The organism is Viridibacillus sp. NPDC093762 (assembly GCF_050279675.1).
In the GTDB taxonomy this organism is placed as follows: domain Bacteria; phylum Bacillota; class Bacilli; order Bacillales_A; family Planococcaceae; genus Viridibacillus.
The window spans coordinates 98,181-115,594 of the sequence record NZ_JBNNUK010000010.1 but is presented as its reverse complement, the minus strand read 5'-3'; the positions used below and the strand labels follow the sequence as shown (position 1 = coordinate 115,594).

The 17,414-nt window shown below is 35.4% G+C and carries 15 protein-coding genes; 2 read left to right on the top strand and 13 right to left on the bottom strand.

All coding sequences use genetic code 11. The features are described from left to right. Window positions 1–8: 8 nt before the first annotated feature. The 7 genes from ACQKM9_RS13710 to ACQKM9_RS13680 all read right to left on the bottom strand — a co-directional run bounded on the left by ACQKM9_RS13710 (window position 9) and on the right by ACQKM9_RS13680 (window position 6,579). A complete protein-coding gene (locus ACQKM9_RS13710; RefSeq protein ID WP_427734892.1) occupies window positions 9–1,157 on the bottom strand; it encodes an ATP phosphoribosyltransferase regulatory subunit in 1,149 nt (382 codons plus the stop codon). 121 nt (window positions 1,158–1,278) lie between these two features. Further along, a complete protein-coding gene (locus ACQKM9_RS13705) occupies window positions 1,279–1,803 on the bottom strand; it encodes an acyltransferase (RefSeq protein WP_427734891.1) in 525 nt (174 codons plus the stop codon). Further along, window positions 1,790–2,455, bottom strand: coding sequence for a pyrophosphatase PpaX (gene ppaX, locus ACQKM9_RS13700; RefSeq protein ID WP_427734890.1), 666 nt, complete (start codon window positions 2,453–2,455; stop codon window positions 1,790–1,792). The genes ACQKM9_RS13705 and ppaX overlap by 14 nt, the downstream gene beginning before the upstream one ends. 232 nt (window positions 2,456–2,687) lie before the next feature. Beyond that, window positions 2,688–3,497 carry a prolipoprotein diacylglyceryl transferase gene (gene lgt / locus ACQKM9_RS13695; RefSeq protein WP_427734889.1) on the bottom strand — a complete coding sequence of 270 codons (810 nt, stop codon included), beginning with the start codon at window positions 3,495–3,497 and terminating at the stop codon, window positions 2,688–2,690. A 35-nt stretch (window positions 3,498–3,532) separates the two neighbouring features. Continuing rightward, window positions 3,533–4,459, bottom strand: a complete 927-nt coding sequence (hprK, locus tag ACQKM9_RS13690; RefSeq protein ID WP_427734888.1) for an HPr(Ser) kinase/phosphatase — start codon at window positions 4,457–4,459, stop codon at window positions 3,533–3,535. A gap of 295 nt (window positions 4,460–4,754) precedes the next feature. Next, entirely contained in the window at window positions 4,755–5,093 is a 339-nt protein-coding gene (gene cccB / locus ACQKM9_RS13685) for a cytochrome c551 (protein WP_427734887.1), read from the bottom strand. A 253-nt stretch (window positions 5,094–5,346) separates the two neighbouring features. After that, window positions 5,347–6,579 (bottom strand): EAL and HDOD domain-containing protein, encoded by a 1,233-nt coding sequence (locus ACQKM9_RS13680; protein WP_427734886.1) that lies wholly within the window; start codon window positions 6,577–6,579, stop codon window positions 5,347–5,349. A 268-nt stretch (window positions 6,580–6,847) separates the two neighbouring features. Here ACQKM9_RS13680 and ACQKM9_RS13675 point away from each other — a divergent pair, with 268 nt between their 5' ends. After that, a complete protein-coding gene (locus ACQKM9_RS13675; RefSeq protein ID WP_427734885.1) occupies window positions 6,848–7,624 on the top strand; it encodes an enoyl-CoA hydratase-related protein in 777 nt (258 codons plus the stop codon). Between the two features lie 38 nt (window positions 7,625–7,662). Here the strand turns inward: ACQKM9_RS13675 and ACQKM9_RS13670 are convergent, their stop codons facing one another. From ACQKM9_RS13670 to ACQKM9_RS13660, 3 genes are all read right to left on the bottom strand, one after another. Next, window positions 7,663–8,130 (bottom strand): S-ribosylhomocysteine lyase, encoded by a 468-nt coding sequence (locus tag ACQKM9_RS13670; RefSeq protein ID WP_427734884.1) that lies wholly within the window; start codon window positions 8,128–8,130, stop codon window positions 7,663–7,665. 159 nt (window positions 8,131–8,289) lie between these two features. Beyond that, the gene (locus ACQKM9_RS13665; protein WP_427734940.1) at window positions 8,290–8,931 is read right to left on the bottom strand and encodes a DedA family protein; all 642 of its coding nucleotides are present in this window, start codon (window positions 8,929–8,931) and stop codon (window positions 8,290–8,292) included. A gap of 272 nt (window positions 8,932–9,203) precedes the next feature. Continuing rightward, the gene (locus ACQKM9_RS13660) at window positions 9,204–11,180 is read right to left on the bottom strand and encodes a prolyl oligopeptidase family serine peptidase (protein ID WP_427734883.1); all 1,977 of its coding nucleotides are present in this window, start codon (window positions 11,178–11,180) and stop codon (window positions 9,204–9,206) included. A 207-nt stretch (window positions 11,181–11,387) separates the two neighbouring features. Here ACQKM9_RS13660 and ACQKM9_RS13655 point away from each other — a divergent pair, with 207 nt between their 5' ends. Then, window positions 11,388–12,740, top strand: a complete 1,353-nt coding sequence (locus ACQKM9_RS13655) for an amino acid permease (protein WP_427734939.1) — start codon at window positions 11,388–11,390, stop codon at window positions 12,738–12,740. 35 nt (window positions 12,741–12,775) lie between these two features. Here the strand turns inward: ACQKM9_RS13655 and ACQKM9_RS13650 are convergent, their stop codons facing one another. The 3 genes from ACQKM9_RS13650 to ACQKM9_RS13640 all read right to left on the bottom strand — a co-directional run bounded on the left by ACQKM9_RS13650 (window position 12,776) and on the right by ACQKM9_RS13640 (window position 17,282). Beyond that, window positions 12,776–14,329 carry a fatty acid--CoA ligase family protein gene (locus ACQKM9_RS13650; RefSeq protein ID WP_427734882.1) on the bottom strand — a complete coding sequence of 518 codons (1,554 nt, stop codon included), beginning with the start codon at window positions 14,327–14,329 and terminating at the stop codon, window positions 12,776–12,778. 276 nt (window positions 14,330–14,605) lie between these two features. Beyond that, window positions 14,606–16,537: an ABC transporter permease gene (locus ACQKM9_RS13645; RefSeq protein WP_427734881.1), complete on the bottom strand. Its 1,932-nt coding sequence runs from the start codon at window positions 16,535–16,537 to the stop codon at window positions 14,606–14,608. Beyond that, on the bottom strand, window positions 16,509–17,282 hold the full coding sequence (locus ACQKM9_RS13640; protein ID WP_427734880.1) for an ABC transporter ATP-binding protein: 774 nt from the start codon (window positions 17,280–17,282) through the stop codon (window positions 16,509–16,511). The genes ACQKM9_RS13645 and ACQKM9_RS13640 overlap by 29 nt, the downstream gene beginning before the upstream one ends. Window positions 17,283–17,414 lie beyond the last annotated feature (132 nt).

Genomic DNA, 17,414 nt, shown 5'->3' with positions numbered 1-17,414 from the left:
ATTCCTCCTTACCCAATACGTACAACTTTTGAAAAGAGTTGCTCAAAAACTGCTATATTCTCTATACCTTCAATCGATTGCAATGTGGTGCGTTTACCTTCTTTACGAAGAGTAGCTGCCTTTGCTACTGCTCTTGGAAACTCATTCTGTGCAAATAATACGAGCACCTCTTCTTGATCCTTTTGAAATGAAGGCATGACTTCCAACAGTTGATCGACACGTAACCCAAAACCAATTGCTCCAACCTGTGATCCAAATTCATCAAGTAATCCATCGTAGCGGCCACCATTTCCTAACGGAAAACCTGCTCCAGTAGCAAATACTTCAAATAGCATGCCACTGTAGTAATTCATATGACTCGCTAATGTGAAATCAAAATAAATGTACTTTTCCACTTCGGAAATAGCTAAAATCTTTTGCAATCTTTCCATATATATAAAATCATCTTTTTCTATTAAATATTTATCAATTTGGTTAATGTTATTTAGATCTGTCGCTTCTTCTATAAAAGTTAATAATGTTTGTTTGTTTTTCTGAGGCAACTCAAAAAGCTTAACCGCTTCTTCAAAACCTACAATATTCTTTTCTACAAGTAGTTTATGTAATTCTTTGAATTGCACTTCTGTTCTGACATTTTGAGTTAGAATAGCATTTAGAATACCTACATTTCCGATTGTTAACTTAAATTGTTTTACTTCTAATGCTTTTAGTAGTTCAATCACAGTCAATAAAACTTCAGCGTCAGCATATACAGAAGGATCTCCAATAATTTCAACACCCATTTGTTCAAATTCTGCTGGGCGTCCACCTTCTGTTTCTTGAGCGCGGAATACATTTGCAAAATAAGCTAAACGTAATGGAATCTTTTCTTTTAATAACTTCGATGATGCAACACGTGCAATTGGTGTTGTCATATCTGGACGAAGCACTAATGTATTACCTTGACTATCTACTAGCTTAAATAAAGAAGACTCAACGATTGCAGAGGCTTTACCAACTGTATCGTAATATTCAAGCGTTGGTGTTTTTATAAAGTCAAAACCTCTCAGTTGTAGAAAGTCTCGACCGGTCTGTCTGACAACTTCTTTTTTTTCAAAAATCTTTGGAAATGTATCGCGCATTCCAAGTGGTTTTTCAAACTTTCGAATTGATGACATAGTGACACTTCCTAATCTATAAACTTTAGTTCGCTAGAGTGGTAGAGTGATGATTCATGAAAGTATTTTATCTCAATTCTTACATACCGTCAATAAAAAAAACTCATAAAGCATACAAACTTTAAGAGTTTTTAGAATTGACTGACTTTTTAATATCCATTTGTTCCTTCGTGTAAATGATTTGCATAGGATTTCCTCCAACAAAAGCGCCAGCTGGAACATCTCTATTCACTAATGTTGCAGCAGAGACAATTGCATCATCTCCAATGCTCACGCCAGGCAATATTGTTGAATTTGCACCAATCATTACACGATCTCCAATAATGACATCGCCTAATCTATATTCTTCTATTAAATATTCATGCGCTAAAATCGTCGTATTATAGCCAATGATCGTATTACTTCCTACTTGAATGCGTTCAGGAAACATCGTATCGGGCATTACCATCAAAGCAAAAGCCGTCTTATCTCCTATTTTCATTTTCAAAAATGTGCGATACAACCAGTTTTTCATCGTTAAAAACGGCGTATAACGCGCCACTTGTATAACGATAAATGTTTTTGCTACTTTCCAAAAGGAAACTGTTTCATAAATTTGCCAAAGAGAACTTGCGCCTTCAACACGATATCTTTCAGTTCTCCTCATAGGTAACTTCTCCAACAATCTCTAGTAAGTCACTCAAATGATGTAACATATAATCAGGTTTGAATTGCGCTAAGAATGCTTCACCTTTCAATGACCATGCAACGCCCGCTGTTTTTACTCCAGCGTTTTTACCACCTTCAATATCGTGAGAATTATCGCCTATCATTATAACTTCATCTTTTTGAAGACCCATCTTCTCAAGTGCTAATAAAATTGGCTCTGGATCAGGCTTCACATTTTTAACATCATCTAAACCAATGATGACTTCAAATAATCCTTCTGCTTTTAAAACACGAAGTCCTCTCGCTAGCATATCTTGTCGTTTTGTTGAAACAATCGCAAGTCGAATTCCCGCTTCTTTCAGTGCTAGTAATGTTTCTAAAACACCGTCAAATTCTGTTACAAGCTCATCATGATGTGCAATATTCCATTTTCGATAATCTTGTACTAGCTCATCTACACTCTCTAAATCGACAGTTGAAAATGTTTCTTTTAAAGAAGGCCCTAAAAACGGGAAAACATCTTCTCTGCTATATTTCCCGGGGAATTTAGTCTCTAATACATGTAAAAAAGTTTGTATGATAAGCTCATTTGTATCTAATAAAGTACCGTCAAAGTCGAATAATAGTGCTTTAATTTTTCTATTTGTCATACGAATACGACTCCTTTTTCTTTCTTTTCTTCAATTCTTCGTCAAAGTGTTGTTACAACTATGGAAAAAAAGAACGCTGTCGTAATGCGATTAAAAATAACGACATTATAGGGGTTCTAACGTCACAAAAATGGATATAGCTTCGTCAACTGCATGACAAGCATTAATGACCAAGCTGATTTAACCCTGGTCATTAACACTCTTTTAGCTTTCCCTTCGCTACTCTTCAATATTACTTATCTAAATACTTTACAACTGGTTTTACGTTCATTCTTCTATAGATGAAAAGTGCAACACCTATTACTAAACCGATTAATGACACAATTTGTGCCATGCGCAAATCACCTATTAATAAACTATCAGTACGTAATCCTTCTACGAAGAAACGACCAAATGAATACCAAATAATATAAGTTAAGAATATTTCACCACGTCGTAAGTTCACTTTTCGTAAAACTAGTAACAATACGAGACCAACAACATTCCATAGTGATTCATATAAGAAAGTAGGATGATGGTAAATACCGTTTACATTCATCTGCTCAATGATCCAATTTGGCAAATGCAATCCTTCTAAGAAATCGCGTGTTACAGCACCACCATAAGCCTCTTGGTTCATAAAATTACCCCATCGGCCAATAATTTGACCTACTAATAAGCTTGGCGCTAATACATCTGCAACCTTCCAAAAACTAACCCCACGCTTTTTAGTAAAAATATATGTAGTAATAAATGCACCAATAAGTGCACCGTGTATAGCAATCCCACCATGCCAAATCTGAATAATCTCACCTGGATTTGCACTATAGAAATCCCATTTAAATATTACGTAGTAGATTCGGGCGCAAATAATAGAAATTGGTACTGCCCAAATCAATAAATCTGTTAAAAATTCCTCATGGAATCCACGTTTCACCATTTCTCTTTGCCCAATCAAAAAGGCAATAATAATACCCATCGCAATAATAACCCCGTACCATCTAACTGAAATTGGCCCTAACTCAAGTGCTACTGGGTTAATTTGTAATAATATTGAATCCATACTTTTCTCCTTCCAAATTACGAAGTTTGCCTACATCAATTTTCTTTAGACTCAATCACACTATCAAGTCTTTTAGAAAACTCTTCTGCTGCGTTGACACCAAGTTTTTTCAATCGATAATTCATTGCTGCTACTTCGATGATAACAGATAAATTTCGTCCTGGTTTAACTGGGATTGTTAACTTCGTCAATTCCGTATCAATAATTTTCATCGTCTCTTCTTCTAAACCTAGTCGATCATAGGTTTTATCAGAATCCCATACTTCTAAGTCAATAACAAGTGAAATGCGTTTATGACTTCTAACAGCACTAGCTCCAAATAATGTCATAATATCAATAATACCTATGCCACGAATTTCAAGTAAATGCTGGATTAAAGCAGGTGCATTCCCTATTAATGTATTTTCACCTTCTTGACGAATTTCTACACAGTCATCGGCAACAAGACGGTGTCCTTTTTTCACAAGTTCAAGTGCAGTCTCACTTTTACCTACACCGCTTTTCCCAGTAATCAAAACTCCAATACCATATATATCCGCCAATACACCATGAACAGCTGTCGTAGGAGCTAATTGACTTTCAAGATAATTCGTTAACATACTAGAGAAACGAGTGGTTGCCATTTTTGTTGATAATATCGGTACATGGTGCTCATTAGAAGCAACAAATAACGCTTCAGGTACTTCCATATCATGCGAAATAATAATAGCAGGTGTATCTTGTGAACAAAGTTTGTTCATTCGATCAAACTGCACATCCCTTGGCAACATATCAAAAAATGACAGCTCTGTTTTTCCTAATAGCTGAATACGTTGAGCTGGATAATGGGTAAAATAGCCTGCCATCTCAAGGCCTGGTCTAGAAATATCACTTGTTAATATATGTCGACCAATTCCCTCATGACCACTGATAACCTTCAAGTCAAACATTTTAATAACATCTTTCGTACATACTTGATCCAAAACTAACACTTCCTCCCATAAAACTACCCTTCAAAATAACAGCACTTGGAATATATTTTAACATAAAATTAATTGCTAAGCGCGTTCGTCCAGCTACGACTGTCCCTGTATGAATTGTAGAATAGGTTATTTTCACCTTTGAATATAAAGTTGAAGAAAACGCCTCTTCTATAAATCAAATTTATAAATAGAAAAAAGCAATCCATATGCCCTATGGGTTGCTCTTATCCTTGCTGTATTATCTACCTACAAAAAACCAGCTTTCCTGAAAAGAAAGCTAGTTTTAATAAGGAGCTTATTTTTGTTCAGATAACCATTTAGCTACTGCCTCGGCATCGTCACCAGAAATGAGTCCAGCAGGCATTCCATTCTTACCGTTATTAATAACATCTAAAATTTCTTTTTTGGAAAGTTTGGCACCAATTTTTGAAATGTTAGGGAAGTTACCTTGTCCTTCAAGATTTTCACCGTGACAAGTGATACAATTTTGTTGGATAATTTGTTGTGCGTCAACAGTTGCTGTTTCTGAACCAGTTTTTTCTTTTGTAGTTTCTTCTTTTGCTTTATTACCACCACCACATGCACCAAGCATAAGAGCAGAACCGATTAGCATAGCAAGTAAAGTTTTTTTCATTTGAAGACCTCCTCATTCATTGTATTGATTACAGAATAATTATACCGTATATAAACGTTTTTAAAACCTTCCACTAACAGGTATACCCACTAAAAAGCTCTGTAAACACACTTACATCAATATATCTAACAAGTTGTTTCATCTTTGTGAATTTCACTATTTCAGCATTCCCCAGAATAAAAAGCTTATTCAACTGTTTTAGTTTTCTTTTTTACCATTGCAACCTCTTTTAACACACTATCAGTAGTAGACATTAAATAATATTATCTGACCATTTATTTGCTTCTTGGTATATTGCATATAAATTTTTTCCATTAATCCCTATTTCAACAGCTAACTCTGCAACTTTATCCCAATTTAACTTATCTAAAGCAATAGCCATTTGTAGATATGGCGTCATCTCTGTCTCTCCTTCTAAAATGGTTTCTATAATAATATCTGATAAAGGAAGTTGTGATAATATACTGTTCATAGATCTCTGTAAAATTGCATCGATTAATGAAAACATTCCTACTAAAAAGTATTCGGAAGAATTTTCTTTATATTTATAACGTGCTAACATTTCACAAATTTTAGCTCTACATAAGGATGCCTTCATCAGCTCATCATACATATCAGCTTGTGCATCCTTTTGCGATTCACGATACGCTAAAATATATATCCATTTACGTAAATCTGCTAAGCCCAATAATAATATAGCTTGTTTAATTGAACGAATTTTAGATTTTCTACGTTTCGAAGATGAATTGATCAATTTTAACAATTTAAATGACATCGCAACGTCATGTTCAATTTGCTTAGTAATTTCATCAATATCGGGATCTTTCCCTCGTAATAAAGAAATTACACGATAATATTGTAGTACATTGGTTGGGATATCATTACCTCGGATAATTTGAGGTTGCTTGAAGAAATAACCTTGAAAAAGTTGATATCCATTTTCATTTGCTATGTGACATTGTGAGCGCGTCTCTACCTTTTCAGCTAACAAAACAATTTTAGGAAAGTCTTTTCTGACACGATTCTCAATCGCTTTTCGTTCCTCTTCTGAAGTAAGAAGAAAATCTACTTTAATAAAATCTGTATATGTAAATAATTCATTATAAAGTGTCACATCTTTTTGCAACTCAAAATCATCAAGAGCAATTTTATAACCTTGTTTTTTTAATTTTTTAATTCTTTTAACCAGTTTTGCTGTGATGGGGACATCTTCTAAAATTTCAATTACTACTTGATCGGGTTGTAAATGATCAAATATGTTACTCATTAAAAGGTTTTCAGTAAAGTTTATAAAGCATGGTTTACCATTTGTAAGCTCATCAAAACCAATTGAAAATAATGAATTGATCAAAACTTCAACAGTTGCCTTATCCGAATCGATAGCTGGAAACTCGTTCATGACAGCTCCGTTTCTATATAATAATTCATATGCGAAAACTTGCTTTTGTTTATTAAATATAGGTTGACGACCAATAAATACTTCCATATGGTTTCTCCTTTAAAATCTATTTCCATTTCATTATATCAGCAATTTTACTTAAAGTATTTAGTTTACTCTGTTACTTTAAACCTTTCATTTTACCTATAATTTCAATAAAATACACATTCCACAAAAATATAATTCTTCTAATTAGAAATATAAAGATAATAATCAAAGCTTAATAACTGGAAATATTTATTCAAAGATGACGAAAAATCAGAGACATGCTATCGTTTAGTTGGGAGTAATTTTTTACAATAAGGGGGAAATTGTATTGGAAACACTTATTTATAAACAACAGGAGCATTTGGCATTTGTAACATTGAATAGACCACTAGCGATGAATGCGTTCAATTATGATTTACTAGCTGAATTAGGACAAGTTGTTGAATCTATTCGTATTAATCCCGATATTCGTGTAGTCATCTTTACAGGCGCGGGTGATAAAGCTTTTAGTGTTGGTGCTGACTTGAAAGAACGAAAAACTTTAACTGAACAACGCGTAAAACGTAACCTTTATAAGATAGGTGAGGTTTTTTCAGCTATTGAAAATTTACCTCAACCGACAATAGCAATGATTAATGGCTATGCTTTCGGTGGGGGTACCGAATTAGCATTAGCATGTGACTTCCGTTTTGCCGCAGATGATGTTTCACTCGGCCTAACAGAAACGAGCCTTGGTATAATCCCAGGGGCTGGTGGAACTCAACGACTGCCTAGACTCATAGGAGAAGCAAAAGCATTAGAACTGATTTTAACTGCAAAAAGATTACAGGCTAAAGAAGCTCTAGCATACGGACTTCTGACTAAAGTCGAAAAGCGTGAAGAACTTCTTGCAAAAACAATCACCTTCGCGGAGTTAATGCTAGCTAACGGTCCAATTGCATTACAACAAGCAAAATTTGCTATCAAGCATGGTATGAATACTGACTTACAAACTGGTCTTCATATTGAGCGAAAAGCATATGAAATTACCATTCCTACTGAAGATCGTATTGAAGCACTCAATGCATTCTCTGAAAAACGAAAACCTAATTTTACAGGAAAATAATAATAAAGAGGCTGCTAGTATACGCAGCCTCTTTCTATTTATTCTTCTATGAAAATTTGTGTCCACTCATCACGTTTCGCTAGCATTTCTTTTGCAAGCTTCTTCGCACCTTCTAAACTATGACTCGCAGCCCAACCGCATTGTACTTCGTTGCATGCTGGTACTTCTGTTGCTGCCAAGACATCATTAAAAGTTTTATCTAAAATATCTAGTACCTCATCAAAGTTATCATGATTAATCATTGATAAATAGAAACCCGTTTGGCATCCCATTGGACTAAGGTCGACAACATGGTCCGAATGATTACGAATGTTCTCAGCCATTAAATGCTCTATTGAATGTAACGCAGGCATTTCCATATGCTCTTTGTTAGGTTGTTTAAATCGAATATCATATTTATAAACTTCATCACCATTTACACCTTTTTTAAGACCCGCTAATCGAACAAATGGTGCGACGACTTTTGTATGGTCTAAATTAAAGCTTTCAACATTCATTTTCCCCATGATATCAAACTCCTTTTACTATTAGTATTCTATATAAAATCAATATTACCATTTTCTATATAGTTTTTCACTAAATATTCCAACAATTCTTACTATTATAATTGGTTTTCATAAAAAAAACACTTTAGCCAATTAACTAAAGTGTTGTACTGCTAATATTTATTTCTTTACTCTCGATTTCAAAAAACCAATGATTGCTGGCAAAACTGAAACGAAAATAATAATTAATATTACTTTTGAGAAGTTGTCTTTAATTATTGGGATATTACCAAAGAAGTACCCTGTTAATGTACAAATAGAAACCCACAAGAATGCACCTATAATGTTATACATTATAAATTGACGATAATGCATTCTACTAGCACCGGCTACAAATGGGATAAACGTTCGAATAAATGGCATAAAGCGGGCGAAGATTATCGTTTTCCCACCGTGCTTATTAAAGAAGTCCTGTGCTTTTTGCATACGCTCTTGATTAATAATACGTCCTAAAAAGCTCTTCGGTGAAATAGCCGTTCCAACTTTTCGTCCAATTTCATAGTTTACTGAATCTCCAAACACAGCTGCTATGAAAAATACTAAAAGAAGTATCGGTAAATTAAATGCTCCAAGTGCCGCAAATGCTCCACTGGCAAAAAGTAATGAATCACCTGGTAAGAACGGGAATATAACAATACCCGTTTCTACAAAAACAATGGAAAAGATAATACCATATGACCAAACACCAAATTGTTGAATTATTTCAACGAGATGTTGATCAATATGCATTATAAAGCTAAATAAGTTCTGTATTAGTTCAATCATTCAATTCACTCGCAATCTTTTTTTTTCACTTGTTCATCATACTGTTTTCTCACTATACTGTCACGGATTTATAAATATGTACGCTTTCTATAAACGTTGTGAAATATAAAAAGTTCCGCTAATCATGCGGAACTTTTTATATTTATTATGAGTTTTTTATATACTTTAAATATTGTACTCATAACAACTTAGTTTAGAGAATTTACTACATCCCAATTCTTGCAATGTAGACTTTTCACCAAATAGAATAAAACCTTAGAACTTTTAGCTTATAAATATTTCTCAAACCAACCTGTAATTTGGTTAAGTCTTTCGATACGTAAATTTGGTAAGCCTGTTCGAGATAAGTTATGATCTGCATCAGGGAATCTCACAAATTGAGTTTCCTTGCCCATCGATTTCAACGTAATATACAGTTGCTCCGCTTGTTCTATTGGACAGCGGAAATCCTTTTCACTATGCAAGATTAATAATGGCGTTTCCACATTTTCTGCATATTTAAGAGGTGAATGTTGCCATAACTTTTCTACATCTTTCATATCCGTACCGATTTGCCAATCGCTGAAATAGTAACCAATATCTGATACGCCAAAGAAACTAATCCAGTTAGAGATTGAGCGTTGCGTTACAGCTGCCTTAAAGCGATTTGTATGACCTACAATCCAGTTTGTCATAAAACCACCGTAGCTCCCGCCAGTCACTCCAAGTCGATCTGTATCTATCCAATTCTGATCTGCAATCACCGCATCTAATCCTGCCATGATGTCTGCATAATCACCACCACCATAATCACCACGTACTGCATCTACAAATTCTTGGCTATATCCATGGCTTCCTCTTGGATTGACATAAAGGACACCATAACCTTGCGCTGCAATCAACTGCATCTCATGGAAAAATGAATTTGCATACATTGCATGCGGTCCACCATGAATTTCAACGATTAGTGGATACTTTCTACCTTCTTCATACTGAGATGGCTTCATCAACCAACCATACACATCAAATCCATCTGAACTTTTATAAGTAATTGCTTCAGGTTGAACAAGTTCAACCTCGTTTACAAAGGCATCATTGAAATGAGTCATTTGTTGTCTTTCACCTGTTGTTACATCGTATTTAAAAAGTTCACCTGGCATTATAGGATTACTAATCGCTAACAGCGCGAACAAACCATTACGCTCAACATCGTAGCCATAGACATGTTCATTTTCTGGACTTGCTGGGTAAATTGCCCCGTCCAATGTTGCATAATATAATCGTATATCTCCCATTGTAGACACTTGGAAATACAAGTCGTTCGCTTTCGTCCATACAACAGTTGGTGCAGTAGCTCCTTGCTGATGATCTGCTACAGCAAGATCTCCTACTGGTGCATCAAAACCCTCGGTTAGATTTCTGTAATTTTGCTCTTCTGTATCGTAAATATAAACTGCACCGTGTGTCGCGTTTCTATATGAATGATTTCCACCATAAAATGCTATGTAACGATCATCATATGAAAAATATGCATCCCCATAAGAACCTTCTTCATTTAGAATGGTCGTCTCTTCCTTTGTTTCAATATCAACTAATAGCAGGTGCCGACTGAAATCAAAATCTTTATTTTCTGCACGATTCACTGATAAAACTAACTTTTTACCATCATGTGATACTGCTTCTAAACTGTAATTATGATTGCCTTCTGAAAACAATTCAATATCAGTAGATGCTACTTCAATTTTACCAATATGATTATAACTATCTTGAGGTAATAACCCTATACTATCAGCTTTATATTTCATACCTTCTACTATGTAAGCAGTTGGTCTTTTCTTTTCTTCTTTTTCAGCTACATCCGAAAAGTTTTTACCTTCCTTAAGTCGGCCACTAAACCAAATACTCTGACCACACGGTGACCATTTGAATTGTGAAACACCATTTTCTAATGTTGTAAGCTGACGTGCCTCTCCACCATATTTAGAAATAATGTAAATTTGATTTTTTTCATTGCGATTCGATAAAAATGCAACATTTCGCCCATCCACTGACCAAGTTGGAGATGAAATACGATCTTCCCCATACGACCACTGCGTTACTGCTCCACTTTTAATATCTAAATGAAATAAGTGCGCTATATATTTGTTTTTTTCTTCATCAATACTTGTACGAACAAAGACTGCCTCTTCACCACTTGGAGATAATTGAGGATTTGTGATAGAGTGCAATTCATATAAATCCTCTGCTTTCAATAAACGCTTTGACAAAAAAAACTCCCCTTCCCTTTATATGAAAATCTCTTTAATTTTCAATATATTTGCATTAATCAAACATATATATGTATTGTAACCATAAATTACTTATAAAGACAAAGAGTTTAAATATTTTTTCTTTTTACTCTGGCATGTAGATTTTTATTCATTAAATTTTATGATAATATAGTGGAGTTATCATTAGCATCGAAGGAGTCTTACATTATGAACAAGAAACCAGAGCTCCAACGTGGGTTGGAGCAACGACATATTACGTTGATGTCGCTCGGTGCCGCCATAGGAGTCGGTCTATTTTTAGGTTCTGCAGGAGCAATAAAATTAGCTGGACCAGCTATTTTAGTTGCTTATGCACTTGGTGGCGCTGTTATTTTCATTATTATGCGTTCGCTTGGCGAAATGGCCGTAAACAATCCAGTTGCCGGTTCATTTAGTCGCTATGCTAGAGATTATTTAGGTCCTCTAGCTGGATTTATAACAGGCTGGAACTATTGGTTCTTGTGGATTGTTACTTGTATGGCAGAAATTACAGCAGTTGGCGTGTATATGCAACTTTGGTTCCCAGATTCTCCGAAATGGTTATGGGCTTTAGCAGCGTTAATTGTCATGGTTATGGTAAATTTAATTGCTGTAAAAGCTTATGGTGAATTTGAATTTTGGTTCGCACTTATTAAAATCCTTGCCATTATTTCGATGATTGTACTTGGCTTAGGTGTTATTTTATTTGGTATTGGCAATGGCGGTATTGCTGTTGGCTTTAGTAATTTATGGAGCCATGGTGGATTTTTCCCGAATGGTATACAAGGTGTTTTCATGTCCTTACCAATAGTAATGTTCGCATATCTAGGTATCGAAATGATCGGGATTACTGCTGGTGAAGCTAAAAACCCTGAAAAAGTTATTCCTAAAGCAATTGATACTGTACTTTGGCGTATTTTATTATTCTACGTAGGTGCATTACTTGTAATCATGTCGATTTATCCTTGGAACGAAGTAGGCTCTACAGGTAGTCCGTTCGTTTTAATGTTTGATAAAATTGGTTTACGTTATGCTGCAGGGATTATTAATTTTGTTGTTTTAACAGCCGCATTATCCAGCTGTAATGGTGGTATTTTCAGTACCGGCCGTATGCTATTTAACTTAGCTGAACAAAAACAAGCACCAAAAGTATTTGCGAAAATTAGTAAAGGCGGCGTACCAGCTACAGCCATTATGGCATCTGCATTCGTATTACTAATCGGTGTGGCACTGAACTATTTTGTCGCTGAAAAAGTATTCGTATGGGTGACTAGTATATCTACTTTCGGAGCAATCTGGACATGGGCAATTATTTTAATTACTCAATTAAAATTCCGGAAATCATTATCAAAAGCACAAGTATCTAAACTAAAATATAAAGCATTTATGTATCCAGTCGGACCATATTTAGCTCTTGCCTTTTTATCACTCGTCATGATTTTAATGGCATACTTCCCAGATACTCGAATCGCGCTTATTGTCGGTCCGATATGGATTTTATTTGTCTATATTATGTATCAGTTAATTTATAAAAAGTGAAAAAAAGGAGATGCCGTTTAGGCATCTCCTTTTTATTATTTATTTAGAGCATGTTCTTTCAAAGAACGACGCAAAATTTTCCCCGTCGTGTTTTTAGGTAGCTCTTCTATAATTTCAATTTGCTTAGGTATTTTATATTTCACTAGCTTTTCTTGACAATATTCATAGATTTCTTCAGTAGTTAGATTCGGATCTTTCAACACCACATATGCAAAGACCTCTTCACCAAAATTGAGATCCGGTAAACCTATTACTGCAGCTTCTACGATTCCTGGGTGTGTATACAGTACTTCTTCCACCTCACGCGGATAGACATTATAGCCACCTACTATGATCATATCTTTCTTTCGATCAACAATATAGAAGTAACCTTCCTCGTCCATTTTCGCAAGGTCTCCTGTATATAACCAACCATCACGAATAGTTACTGCTGTTTCTTCAGGCATTTTATAATAGCCTTTCATCACATTAGGACCTTTAACAACAAGTTCGCCTACTTCACCAACAGGTAATTCCTCTCCTGATTGGTTGAATACTTTATTTTCTACATTAACAATGTTCGTACCAATTGAACCAGGCTTTCGCTCACGATCTAGTGGGTTAAAGCTTGTTACTGGTGAAGCTTCAGATAAGCCATAGCCTTCGGAAATACGTACGTTAAACTTGTCTTCAAAATTATGTAGCAATGCTACGGGTAAAGAAGAACCACCCGAAATAGCTAAACGAATTGATGAGAAATCTTCTGGATTACCATCAGGGAATTGATATAAGAAATTGTACATTGTAGGTACTCCCGCAAAAACTGTAGCCTTTTGCTCTCTTGCAATTTCAAATACATCTTTCGGACTGAATCTAGGTACAATTAATAATGTTGCCGCATTTAATAGTGGTGCATTTACTACTACGGTAAGGGCAAACACATGAAAGACCGGTAAAGTCGTTACCACACGATCTTCAGGAGAAATAGTCAAATACTCCGCTACATCACGCGCATTTGAAAAAAGGTTTTTATGCGTTAACATTGCACCCTTGGGTTGTCCTGTCGTTCCCGAAGTATACAAAATAATAGCTGTATCTTCTGAATCTAATTCTATTGGTTCAAAATTCGCTGAAGATGAAGCTAGCAACATTGAAAATGATCTTACTTTTTCTTTCACAGGACTTTCTAACTCTGCCAACTTGGCTGCTGTTTCAGGAGCTGTTTCACATACAATGAACGCTTCTACATTCGGAAAGGCAGTTACTCCTACTTTCACTAATGGTAATAAAGCATCTAATGCAATAACTACTTTAGCATCTCCATTACGTACAATATACGTAATCTCATCTGTTGTGTAAATTGGATTAATCGGAATTACAGTTGCTCCTACGCGCATTGTTGCATATAAAGAAATTAAAAAATGAGGTGTATTGCCAAGTAAAAGTGCAACATGATCCCCATTTCCTACCCCTAATCCCTTTAAAGCTGAAGCAAAGCGTGCAACCGATTCTTCAAATTCACCATAATTCGTATCTTTCCCCATAAAATGATATGCAATTTTTTCCGGTTGCTCTATTGATGTTTTATGAACTGCCGAAACTAAATTCATATATTCATCTCCCCTTTGTCAAAACAGAATGAATGTTCATTCATTTCTGACTTTATTATATAAAAATTTACAAAATAAAACAACAGACAGCTATTTATAGCGTTAAGTAGTTCCACTATATTTTGTTTAGTTCTACTACTTAATTATTTTCATAGCTCAATTACTTATTTGTTAGGAGAGAGTAATAATTAGAGCTTTTTCCATCAAAAAAGCCTATCAATCACCAGAGGTAATTGATAGACTTGCTTAATTCTATAACATTAGAGGTAATTAGCATTAGCTAATATGGGATAAATAACGCCAGCGAATTAAATAGAAATAGAGAAATTGAACACAAGTAATAGCTGCTAAAACGATTAATATTTCCTTCAATATCGAAAGCTCTGCAATACCTGTCCAAAATGCCTGTAATGACATAAATGCAAATGTACTGTGCAACATTGCTAGACCCCAAGGTAAAAAGAACTGTGGTATCAACTGTCTATTCACAATTTTTCGTAGTTCCCTTTCAGTAATCCCCATTCTCCTGAGTGCATTAAATTGCTGCTTATCTCGCTCTAGACCCGTATATAATTTAAAGTAAATAAAACTACCAGATGCTAAGAAAAACACAGAAGCTGCTAATAATCCAATAAATAGCAACAATGCAAAAGTCGAACGTATAAATGAATAATCTAAGCCGGAATTCTCAAAGTAAAATGGCAATTCACCTTGATGATTATTCAGATAAGCATCTGTCACCATCGCATCTAACTCTACTCCAATATTCTTAGTTTCTGTCCACTGTGGTACATGAAATACATACAAGTGATTCGTGGACTGTTCGGCATTTGCTCCAACCATTGGCTCATCGATTAAATCGAAATCATCGTCATTTATGACAATGACATTAGTTCCAAGCTCAGTAGGAGAAAAAAGAACACGTGGATAAACTGAATTGATGTAAAGTGGAATACTATTTTCTTGTAAAACGGTCCTGACCTTCTTGTTCCTTAATTCCTCCAAAGACTTCTCGGAGTAGGCTAAAAAAATGGCCTCCCCTTGATCCAAATTGACAACAGGATACCCAAATACTAGGGCAAGTCGATTTATATCTGATTGTCGAATAATTTTTACCGGCTGTTGAGTATTAGAAGATGTTTGACGTTTAACCGTAAACTTATTTAAATGATAAGACAGTCCCTTTGCTTCTAATTCTTTCGTCAAACTATTAATATGTGCTTCTTCATAAGGATTGTCTATTTTACTCGAATAGACGAGGCCCAATGGATTTAGACGATGAAACTGATGAGTAAATGTCGACATAGAGATAAGTGTACCCATAGCTAAAAAAGCCAAGGTGGAAATCATGCAAGAGATAAAAAACATACGCGCATTTTCTCGCATAATAATAGACACTTCCGAAACAGTTATTAAACGATACTTATGCCAATACATTTTCTTTCGAGCACGTACAAAAGACATCAGCCACTGTAGTGTATCCGTGAAAAACAAATATGTCCCAAAACTTGCTAAAGGGGGTAATATTGCAGATAAAACCATTAAACGTTCTTGTGTCGTAAATGAGGCTAGCACATAAGAAAGTATTAATATCAACACACCTAAAATAGCTCGCCATTTCGAATACGAGGCCGTCTGTTCATTGCGCCAGTAACCCTTTAACAAATCAATAACATCACGATCTCGTATGAACATCACACTAACAAATGAAATAATTACAAATAAACTTGTAAATGTCCCAATTGTTAATGCAAATGGCTCCCAAGAAAAATACAAAGGTAAACTATCAATTTGTAAAATTTCACGAACAATCATAAAAAAGAATTTCGCAAAGGCATAACCGAATACAATCCCCAGAATAATTGAAGTTACTCCAATAATTATCGTCTCTAGTAATACCAGCTTATTTAACTGACGTTTTTCCATTCCAAGATGCATGAGCAAACCAAATTCCTTGGAACGGGCCTGAAGAAACGCACGCATGGAGTAGAATAAGAAGAACATCATAAATAACACTAATATGACTTCTGCGACAAACATTCCTTGGAACGCAATTTCCCTTAGAAACTCATCTTCTACCTTAGGATGAAACATGAGCATCGAGTAAATAAAAAACACCATCACGGATGATACGCTCGACATAAAAAATGCTGCATAAACTCGGTAATTTCTTATAACATTACGGTAGGCGAACTGTCGAAAAGTCACCGACATGACCTCCCAAAAGACTGAGCACATTCAAAATTCCTTGGAAAAATGTCTGACGGTGATCATCTTTATAGATTTCATTGAAATACTCACCATCTTTGATAAATAACACACGGTCACAATAGCTTGCCGCAATCGGATCATGCGTCACCATTACGATTGTCGTACCCTCTTTTTTATTAATGCGTCCTAACAGCTCTAACACATCTTTTGAGGAATTGGAATCTAAATTTCCAGTTGGTTCATCTGCTAAAATTAGAGATGGTTTATGAATAAGAGCTCGTCCAATTGCCGTCTTTTGGGCTTGCCCACCCGAGATTTCATTTGGACGTTTTTCTAAAATAGACTGAATGCCTAGCTGCTTGGATACATTCTGCACCCGCTCTTCCATTAGCTCAACATCCATATTATCCAAAGTCAAAGGTAATACCATATTCTCCTCAACCGTTAGCATCTGCAATAAGTTGAAATCTTGAAATACGAACCCAAGTTGACGACGTCGAAAATAAGCCAGTTCGTTCTTTTTCAACTCATGAGGCTTAATGCCGTCTACGGTGATTTCACCAGAAGTAGGTGTATCTATCGTTGAGACAACATTTAATAACGTTGTTTTGCCACTACCCGAAGGACCCATGACAGCCAAAAATTCGCCCTTCTCTACTTCAAAACTCAGCTGATTAAGCGCTCGATGTGTAACTTTTCCTTCATAAACTTTTGTAACTTCATCAATTTTCAAGATAGACACAAATCCACCTCACTTTCTATGAAATGTGGAAGGCGCACTTCTCAAGGAACGTATCCTAAACTCGTGTCGTCCTGACACAACGGTTACATGACCCACATCCTGTGGCCCTCTACAAGCACTCGAGGCTCGAAA